This window comes from Cellulophaga sp. 20_2_10 (genome assembly GCF_023476645.1).
GTDB lineage: Bacteria > Bacteroidota > Bacteroidia > Flavobacteriales > Flavobacteriaceae > Cellulophaga.
On the sequence record NZ_JAMCOJ010000048.1, the window covers coordinates 1 to 1,020 of the forward strand.

A 1,020-nucleotide genomic window follows, 5' to 3' on the forward strand; every position below is an offset into this window, starting at 1 on the left:
TAACGGCTCGGCTATGATTAGTGCGGGGCGGAAATCCGTTTGATTTCCAGCTACGCACAAAGCAAAACCTTATGGTTTTGTGTTTTTCTTTTTTTGTTCAAATGCAAAATCCATAAGATTTTGCGACTTCATAAATATACACAGACCTTGGCGTAAAGACCTAAGTCCGCATTAATTATAGCCATTGTTGGCAATAGTTATTTTTTTTTGACGGTAATTTATAATCATCGCAAAAATGAACGCAATTAAAACATGTATTAAGGGTGTAGCGAATAACATCATTAATCTTCCCAATCCGTACTCGTCATGCCCTAAAAAATCCAAATTCCCATAGATTATGTAAGTACTGTAAATAGCTAATATTGAAAAGTTAATAGCAAAGAAAATCCAAAAATGTTTCCATTTACGGACTAAGTAAATACTGAGTATCCATAATACAAGTCCAACTCCAAGTATTAGCAATGGTTTCATTCTTTTACTTTTTTACCATTTATATATTCAAAAATCATTTGATTTCCATCATCGTCATAACACATTTCCTGTCCATGTCTTTTTCGTCCATTGTATTCGCAACTATAGGTCACTTTGCTATTCTCAAACTGTTCAAGCAATATTTTTTTTCCATTTTCGTCATAGCTTTTAATCTCCAACGTGTCCTTTGAAAGTCTGTAGCTAATTTCCTTTTGAATTACCCAAAGTTTGTATCGATTGTAAATGGTTTTATTGGATAGCTTTTTTTCTTTAGTATTAAAATAGAGGTTGCTCGATAATATGACTCCGTCCTTGTAGTTTTCTTCGTAAGTCAAATGTCCATTTTTCCGTTTCCGTTGAGCAAGTCCAGTAAATCGTTGTCCATCCATTTTATAGACCAAATCATTATCGATATACACTTCCTTCATGTCCAATGTATCTTGTGAAGAAACTTCAAAAGAGGTTCCAATAAGAACTAAAAGAATTAAGTATTTGATATGATTCATAATTATTGCCAACGTTGTTGTATATGGTTTGTTGCGTGTTTCA

Annotated in this window: 1 protein-coding gene; it reads right to left on the reverse strand. The window is 32.9% G+C overall.

Annotation, left to right across the window (positions count from 1 at the left end):
- Positions 1 to 467: 467 nt before the first annotated feature.
- On the reverse strand, positions 468 to 1,020 hold a 553-nt coding region (locus tag M4I21_RS18470; RefSeq protein WP_249560703.1), incomplete at its 5' end, for a hypothetical protein.